At 32.5% G+C, this 7,212-nt stretch carries 7 protein-coding genes; 2 read left to right on the forward strand and 5 right to left on the reverse strand.

Going from position 1 to position 7,212, the window contains the following annotated elements:
- Positions 1-380: 380 nt before the first annotated feature.
- Together QZZ51_RS15560 and QZZ51_RS15565 are read right to left on the reverse strand one after the other, a co-directional pair.
- Complete coding sequence (locus QZZ51_RS15560; protein ID WP_291871329.1) at positions 381-524, reverse strand: hypothetical protein; 144 nt, start codon at positions 522-524, stop codon at positions 381-383.
- A gap of 75 nt (positions 525-599) precedes the next feature.
- Complete coding sequence (locus QZZ51_RS15565) at positions 600-1,181, reverse strand: sigma-70 family RNA polymerase sigma factor (protein WP_291871331.1); 582 nt, start codon at positions 1,179-1,181, stop codon at positions 600-602.
- Positions 1,182-1,427: 246 nt separating this feature from the next.
- Between QZZ51_RS15565 and uvrA the strand changes: the two genes are divergently transcribed.
- Positions 1,428-4,208, forward strand: coding sequence for an excinuclease ABC subunit UvrA (uvrA, locus tag QZZ51_RS15570; RefSeq protein WP_291871333.1), 2,781 nt, complete (start codon positions 1,428-1,430; stop codon positions 4,206-4,208).
- A 144-nt stretch (positions 4,209-4,352) separates the two neighbouring features.
- Positions 4,353-5,750 carry a hypothetical protein gene (locus tag QZZ51_RS15575; RefSeq protein WP_291871334.1) on the forward strand — a complete coding sequence of 466 codons (1,398 nt, stop codon included), beginning with the start codon at positions 4,353-4,355 and terminating at the stop codon, positions 5,748-5,750.
- Positions 5,751-5,819: 69 nt separating this feature from the next.
- On the opposite strand, the gene QZZ51_RS15580 is transcribed toward QZZ51_RS15575, so the two are convergent.
- The 3 genes from QZZ51_RS15580 to QZZ51_RS15590 form a co-directional block, all read right to left on the reverse strand.
- Entirely contained in the window at positions 5,820-6,773 is a 954-nt protein-coding gene (locus tag QZZ51_RS15580) for a sugar phosphate isomerase/epimerase family protein (RefSeq protein ID WP_291871336.1), read from the reverse strand.
- A gap of 2 nt (positions 6,774-6,775) precedes the next feature.
- Entirely contained in the window at positions 6,776-7,006 is a 231-nt protein-coding gene (locus tag QZZ51_RS15585) for a hypothetical protein (protein WP_291871339.1), read from the reverse strand.
- Positions 7,007-7,018: 12 nt separating this feature from the next.
- Positions 7,019-7,212, reverse strand: a 194-nt coding sequence (locus QZZ51_RS15590) for a hypothetical protein (protein WP_291871340.1), incomplete at its 5' end; no start/stop codon positions are given.

The raw sequence follows: 7,212 nt of genomic DNA on the forward strand, positions 1-7,212 counted from the left end.
TTTTTTTGTTTTTAAGATCAGGGGGCTTTTCTTAGTTAATGGTTTGTATTTAATAGTTAATCTAAAATCAATGTGATTTCTTAATTATAGTCTAAAACTATATAAAACATAAGCCGTGGTAAAAAGTATGTTGTAAAACCCCTACTTTTTGATGTGAAACAAGGGAATTCTAATTATTGCACAATATGTAAGTATTAATATAGTTGCAAAAGGCAGGAAACAATATGCATGTGAAAATGCTGTGTTCTTTAGATATAATCTATTTAGTCCATAAAGGTTATGGCTTCTTTTTAGGATAGTATTTGTTCTACTTCATTTTAAAGCATAAAAAAACCCTTAAGACAAATCTTAAGAGTTCCTTATATATTATGTAGTAAAGCTTAGTTTAAATTACTCTCGAATTTTATTCCTTTAGCTTCTGTAATTTTTAAAGACTTAGAGAAGTTCAATAAAAACTGAATTGTTTCTGGTTGTGCTTTAACTAACTCACATTCTTTTTGACTTTTAGTGTAAATTTTCTCCATAGTACTATTGATGTTGTTTCAAATGTATAACGCCATCTTTGTACAATGTAATCAAACTAGTCGACCTTTTACCAATTAAATCGTTAAAACTATATTATACTCCTCAATAATCTTCCTAAGGTTAATTAATGCGTAGCGCATTCTCCCCAAAGCCGTATTAATACTTACGCCTGTATTGTCGGATATTTCTTTAAAACTCATATCCTTATATATACGCATTTCTAAAACTTCTTGTTGGTCTTTAGGAAGTTCCTTTATTAGTAAGGACAAATCTGTATCTATTTGCTCTTTTATTAATTGCTTTTCTATATTAAGTCTTTCATCACCAATAATAGAAAAAATACTAAACGTATCTGATCCATCAAATTTTGGCATTCGATTCGTTTTTCTAAAATGATCAATTATAAGGTTATGGGCTATACGCATTACCCAAGGTAAAAATTTACCTTCTTCATTATAAGAACCTCTTTTTAGAGTTCTAATAACTTTCATAAAGGTATCTTGAAAAATATCTTCCGTAATCTCTCGATCACCTACTTTTGAATAAATAAAACCGTTAATACGTTTATTGTGCTTATTAATTAGAGATTCTAATGCTCTTTCGTCTCCATCAATATACTGTTTTACCAGTACTGCGTCGTTAATTTGTAGATCCATAGTGTTTACTTTTAGGGTTAAAATTGGGGGCCTTTTCTTATGAAAAGGTCTTGTGGGTACTATTCTAACTTAAAAAAGTAAATTTGTTTCTATAGGCTAATTAACGTTTAGTGTTAGTCAAAGATAGGTAAAATTAAATGTTATTAACAAATGACTTTATAAATTATTTAACTTTTAAGCTCCGTATTTAAATACTTTGCGCATAAATTAAAGGCATATTGTATCTTTGTTTTTCTAAATAATAAGATGTCTACACTACTAGAAGTAAACCCCAAAGAAAATATAATAATTAAAGGTGCTAAGCTGCATAATCTAAAAAACATAGATGTTGTAATACCTAGAAACAAACTTGTAGTTATAACAGGCTTATCGGGTTCAGGAAAATCTAGTTTAGCTTTTGATACTTTATATGCAGAAGGGCAAAGAAGGTATGTAGAAAGTTTATCTTCCTATGCCAGACAATTTCTTGGCAAACTAAACAAACCTAAAGTAGATTACATTAAAGGTATTGCTCCTGCAATTGCTATTGAACAAAAAGTAAACTCTACCAATCCTAGATCTACGGTCGGCACTACTACTGAAATTTATGATTATTTAAAACTTTTATTTGCCCGTATCGGAAAAACCTATTCTCCAGTATCTGGTAAGCAAGTAAAAAAGCATACGGTAACAGATGTTGTAAACCATGTTAAAACCTATAAAGATAATACAAAACTATTATTGCTCGCGCCTATTACAATAACAGAAGACCGATATTCTATTAAATCTCTAGAACTTTTCTCTAAACAAGGGTATGCTAGAATAAAATATAAAGGAAAGGTTCTACGAATAGACCAAGCCCCAGAAAATATAGGTAAAGAATTTTATCTTGTTATAGACCGTATTATTACCAAAGAGGATGAAGATTTTTACAATCGCCTTGCTAATGCGGTAGATACTGCTTTTTTTGAAGGTAAAGGAAATTGTATCCTAGAAGATTTAGAAACAGAGAAGCAGGTTTCTTTTAGCAATAAATTTGAATTAGACGGATTACAATTTCTAGAACCAAATGTGCATCTATTCAGTTTTAATAACCCTTATGGAGCTTGCCCAAAATGTGAAGGTTATGGCGATGTTATAGGTATTGATGAGGATTTAGTTATACCTAACACAGCCCTTTCTGTTTATGAAAATGCCATATTTGCTTGGAGAGGTGAAAGTATGAGCGCTTATAGAGATGAGTTGGTAAACTCTTCCTATAAATTTGATTTCCCAATACACAAACCCTGGTTTCAATTAACCGATGAACAAAAACAATTGGTTTGGGATGGTAATTCTCATTTTACAGGCATACATGCATTTTTTGGAATGCTAGAAGATAAAAGTTATAAAATTCAAAATAGAGTAATGCTTTCTCGTTACCGAGGCAAAACAAAGTGTACAAGCTGTAAAGGAAGAAGACTCCGAGAAGAAACCAATTATGTAAAAGTTGCTAACACTTCTATCACAGATTTAGTAAATCTTTCTATTAAAAAACTTATCCCCTTTTTTAAAGACTTATCGTTAGATCCCCACGACACTACAGTTGCCAAAAGACTATTACAAGAAATTAATACAAGATTAGAGTTTTTAGAGAATGTTGGTCTTAGCTATTTAACTTTAAACAGAAAATCGAATACCCTATCCGGTGGAGAAAGTCAGCGTATAAATTTAGCAACTTCACTAGGTAGTAGTTTAGTTGGTTCTATGTATATATTAGATGAGCCAAGTATTGGTCTGCACCCGAAAGATACCGAGAACTTAATTACTGTTTTAAAATCCTTACGGGATTTAGGAAATACCGTTATTGTAGTAGAGCATGATGAGGATATTATGAAAGCCGCTGACCAAGTTATTGATATAGGCCCTAAAGCAGGAACCCATGGTGGTGAAGTTGTAGCCAATGGTACACTGAAAGAAGTTTTAAAAACAGACTCCTTAACAGCTAGCTACCTCAATGGCTCTATGTCTATAGAAATACCAAAAAAAAGAAGACCTTTTTCTAATTTTATAGAAATAAAAGGGGCTAGAGAAAATAACCTTAAAAATATCGATGTTCTCTTTCCTTTAAATGTACTTACCGTGGTTACTGGGGTTTCTGGTAGCGGAAAAAGTACTTTAGTAAAAAAATTATTATATCCTATTATTTTAAAAAAAGTTGGAGGATTTGGTGAAAAAGCTGGGCAATTTACCTCTGTAGATGGAAAATATAGTGGTATTAAACATGTTGAATTTGTAGACCAAAACCCTATAGGCAGGTCATCGCGCTCCAATCCTGTTACTTATATAAAGGCATACGATGATATTCGCAGCTTGTTTGCTGGGCAAAAATTGAGTAAAATTAGAGGGTACCAAGCCAAACACTTTTCTTTTAATGTGGATGGAGGTCGCTGTGAGAAATGTAAAGGAGATGGTGAAATTACTGTAGAAATGCAGTTTATGGCAGATGTACATTTAGAATGTGATGCTTGTAATGGTAAACGTTTTAAGAAAGAAGTACTAGAAGTTAAATTTGAAAATGCCAGTATTGATGATGTCTTAACCATGACTATTGATGATGCCATAGCTTTTTTTAAAGGAAACGAGCAAACCAAAATAGTTGCTAAACTACAACCATTACAAGATGTTGGCCTAGGGTACGTTACTTTGGGACAGTCCTCTTCTACCCTTTCGGGCGGAGAAGCACAACGTATTAAACTAGCCTCCTTCTTAGTTAAGGGTAAAACAAAAGACCAAGCCTTGTTTATTTTTGATGAGCCTACGACTGGACTTCACTTTCATGATATTAAAAAACTTTTAAAATCTTTTACGGCCTTAATAGAAAAAGGGCATTCTATTGTAGTAATAGAACATAATATTGAACTCATAAAATGTGCCGATTATATTATTGACCTTGGACTTGAAGGTGGCGATAATGGAGGGCAATTAATTGCACAAGGAACACCCGAGGTTGTTGCAAAAAACAAAAAATCGCTTACTGCTCCTTACCTAAAAGAGAAATTAATTTAGCTTCCCCCTAAAATACTACACCTAAAAATACATTTTAGAAAGCTAATAATCAGTCAACTAAAATTATTTATAATTTTCTGGCACGTTGTTTGGTATATACTAAGAGAATGTAAATAGTTGCATTTAAAATTTAAACCTTATATCATGAGAAAATTAGTACTCCTTTTTACAGCACTTATTTTTGGTACATTAAGTATCAACGCTAGTACAACAGATGATAAGGTTGCAACACGCAATGCTTATCAATACAATAACTCTTTTATTTTTGTAGAAAATGGCATTACGTTTTCCGTATTCCCAGATGGTGAATTCGATTTTTACATAGACAACAGGTTAGGACATCATAATAGCAACATTACTTTTAATTCTGGTTACGATTATAGCCCTTATGCACAATATGATGATTATGGCGCTATAATTCAAGTAGAAAATGTTCCTGTTTATTATGATTATTATGGAAGAGTTTCCAATATTGGTTCTGTAGGCGTTACGTATAGAAACGGAAGAGTATACAGAGTTGGTGGTATGTACGTATATTATAACCACCGAGGAAGTTATGACTATCACACTGGTTATATAAATAGATATAATAGACATTATGTTTACAGACCTTTTCACAGATTGTTTTTAAGACCCTCTATTAACTTATGCTTGGTTTTTAATAAACCTTACAGAAGGTACTATGCACCAACTCGTTATACTTACTATAGCCCATATAGATATAACACTAGAAGAACTTATGCTAAAATAGGTCGTGAACATAGATACAATAAGACACGTCAATCTAGATCTAAAATTTATAGAAATGACAAAAGAGTTGCTACTCGTTCTAACACTACAAGAAGCAACAGAACAGTAAACAGAAATACTTATAATAGAAATAGTACTACCCAGAGAGGGTATACAAAAACAAATAGAAGTAACTCTAGAAGAACTTCAATAACAAAAAGAGAAATTAGCAGAACACCTAGAAGCACCTCTGTAGCACGTACTACTAGATCTTACAAAAAACCAGCAAATAGAAGCTCCGAGAGAACTGTTGCAACAAGAAATAATAATACGCAAAGAAAATCAATACAAAGGCCTACACAAAGAACATCTAGAAGTACCTCTGCAACACGTACTACTAGGTCTTACAAAAAACCTGCAAATAGAAGCTCTGGGAGAACTGTTGCAACAAGAAATAATAATACGCAAAGAAAATCAATACAAAGGCCTACACAAAGAACATCTAGAAGTACCTCTGCAACACGTACTACTAGGTCTTACAAAAAACCTGCAAATAGAAGCTCTGGGAGAACTGTTGCAACAAGAAATAATAATACGCAAAGAAAATCAATACAAAGACCTACGCAAAGAGTATCTAGAAGCTCAGGTATTTCTACAAGAAGTTCTAAACAAAGGTCAGTTAGTAAAACACCTTCAAGAAGTAGAAATACCGTTTCAAGAAGCGCAAGCTCTAGAAGAGTAACTAGCGCTCCTTCTAAAAGCTCTAGAAGTAACACTAGGTCTACAACTACAAGAAGTAGTAGAAGACAATAAAAATAGTTTTTTAGGTTGGTTAGTTGTAAACCCCGTAGCAGATTTATTTGCTACGGGGTTTTTCTTTCCTTATGCTTTTTTCCACAAAATATTAATTGCCTTTAAATCTTTTTTCATAGCATCGTAAACAACTTTCTTATCTACAGAAATAGTACGATTACCTTTCTCTGCTCCTCCCAAGTCATATTCTAAATGCAAAGATACTGGTGGTTTTAATCCATATTTTTTTAATAGCTTAAAGTAGGTATCAAAATCTACCATCCCTTCACCTATTGGAACATTAACAAGCTTCCATGTACCATTTATTTGTTTCCATAAGTAATCTTTTAATACGATTACTTTTATATGAGACTGCAATAATCGCAAACCATTCTTCCAAGATATTCCTCCTTCTACAGCTGCATGTCTAATATCATACTGTGTTCCAAAGTATTTAGGGTCTACTGTTTCTAATATTTTTTTAATTTCCCAGAAAGAAGCTCCAACATGAACTCCTACATGGTTTTGGTAACAACCAATAATGCCAGCCTCTTTATTCAATTCCCCTAATTTGCGTACTTCTTCTGCGTAACCTATTAAAGATTCTTGCATAGAAATTTCTTCTTTATACCCAAACCAGTTTGTACGATAAAATTCTACATTCTCCTGTGCTGCAGTTTTAATAATATCTACATCCAAAGGGTTAGAAATACTTTCTATACTTGTAGTTATCATTTTACATAAAGACCCTCCTTTTTGTATAGCTTGTATAGCTTTTGGAAGAATTTCTATGACATTCTTTGGTTCTACATGCCCTTTTGGGCGGACCGTTAAATCTACCCCCGAAAAACCCATCTCTGCTGCCATTGAACCTGTAGATTCGTAATCTAAAAATTGTAAATGTTTTGAGAAAATAGAAACATCTAAATCGGTTTTCAACTCTGACAAACTCCTAAACAAAGGGTTAGACATGCCATTGAATGGTATAGTACCTATTGCAGCCAAAGCTGTAAGCTTAACAAAATCTCTTCTTGTTTTCATCATTGTTATTTTTTTTCTATTTCTAAAAGTTCTTTTCCATGCCAAGGGCAAAATTTCCAGCTTCCATTAAGCATTTCATCATCCAAAGGGCATCTCTTTTTAGGAATTAGAGAACCTAAAGGCAATCGCCAATTAAAACTATCTCCATTATAAAATACAGAAAAATTAGATTCCGAAGTTGGGTCTAAAATTTTATTTCCTTTTTCATCTACATCTGTAAAAACATAGAATTCCATATTCTTCCCCATTTACCCAATAACATTGCTCAATGTAGGCTTTAAAATATTCAATAAATTTTGGGTCTCAACGGGTAATTCTTCTTGATTCATAGGTTTATAAACAACCCCTTTGCTATCAATAATTTTAATAGTTTCCAACTCGTTATATGAAAAATTCAAAGCGCCAGCTTTACCATCCAAAGCTGCAATTATAATATAATTTT

Origin of the sequence: Maribacter sp. (assembly GCF_016744255.1) — a bacterium.
In the GTDB taxonomy this organism is placed as follows: domain Bacteria; phylum Bacteroidota; class Bacteroidia; order Flavobacteriales; family Flavobacteriaceae; genus Maribacter_B.

Bases quoted from the DNA above. Each gene is read 5' to 3' on its own strand.
- QZZ51_RS15560 (WP_291871329.1), bottom strand. From the start codon at position 524: ATGGAGAAAATTTACACTAAAAGTCAAAAAGAATGTGAGTTAGTTAAA.
- QZZ51_RS15565 (WP_291871331.1), bottom strand. From the start codon at position 1,181: ATGGATCTACAAATTAACGACGCAGTACTGGTAAAACAGTATATTGAT.
- uvrA (WP_291871333.1), top strand. From the start codon at position 1,428: ATGTCTACACTACTAGAAGTAAACCCCAAAGAAAATATAATAATTAAA.
- QZZ51_RS15575 (WP_291871334.1), top strand. From the start codon at position 4,353: ATGAGAAAATTAGTACTCCTTTTTACAGCACTTATTTTTGGTACATTA.
- QZZ51_RS15580 (WP_291871336.1), bottom strand. From the start codon at position 6,773: ATGATGAAAACAAGAAGAGATTTTGTTAAGCTTACAGCTTTGGCTGCA.
- QZZ51_RS15585 (WP_291871339.1), bottom strand. From the start codon at position 7,006: ATGGAATTCTATGTTTTTACAGATGTAGATGAAAAAGGAAATAAAATT.